This is a genomic window from Shewanella sp. P1-14-1 (genome assembly GCF_001401775.1).
GTDB classification, from domain to species: domain Bacteria; phylum Pseudomonadota; class Gammaproteobacteria; order Enterobacterales; family Shewanellaceae; genus Shewanella; species Shewanella japonica.
The window spans coordinates 1-457 of sequence record NZ_LKTL01000089.1; the positions used below are offsets into that span (position 1 = coordinate 1).

A 457-nucleotide genomic window follows, 5' to 3' on the forward strand; every position below is an offset into this window, starting at 1 on the left:
AGTTTGGTAATCACTAAACTCAACTTGCTCTATTTCTGAAAGAACTCCAAACTCCATTTCTAGCGCAATCCTTTTTGTATGCCTAACGCTCTGCTAATAAGTGAACTGAGTGCTGGCGGGCGATTTGCTCAGCAAATGGCATGACAGCCTTGGTGAATCTGAATTTAGCAGCTTGTTAGCTAAGCATCGTGTACTGCATAATGAATAATTCGCTTACAAGCTTCGTTTGAACCTATATGCTCTTGCCTCATGGAATCCAACATTTCTTTGACCAAAAATACTTCTAGAAAATACGCCTTACCAGAACAATATTGTTCAGCAACTTCAGGTGTCGGTAATGACATTTCTTCATTTGACATTTCAATTACCTGAGCATCTGAAGAAGCTAGGTAACTCCCCTCAATCAACTCGGCAAAAATTATGCCTTCATCATTGTAGTTCTCAATAGACTCAATTA

1 protein-coding gene is annotated in these 457 nt (G+C 39.2%); it reads right to left on the reverse strand.

Annotated features, from left to right (window positions below; translation table 11 throughout):
- Positions 1 to 179 precede the first annotated feature (179 nt).
- Positions 180 to 457: hypothetical protein (locus AN944_RS21675; protein ID WP_055026589.1), on the reverse strand; the 278-nt coding region annotated here is incomplete at its 5' end.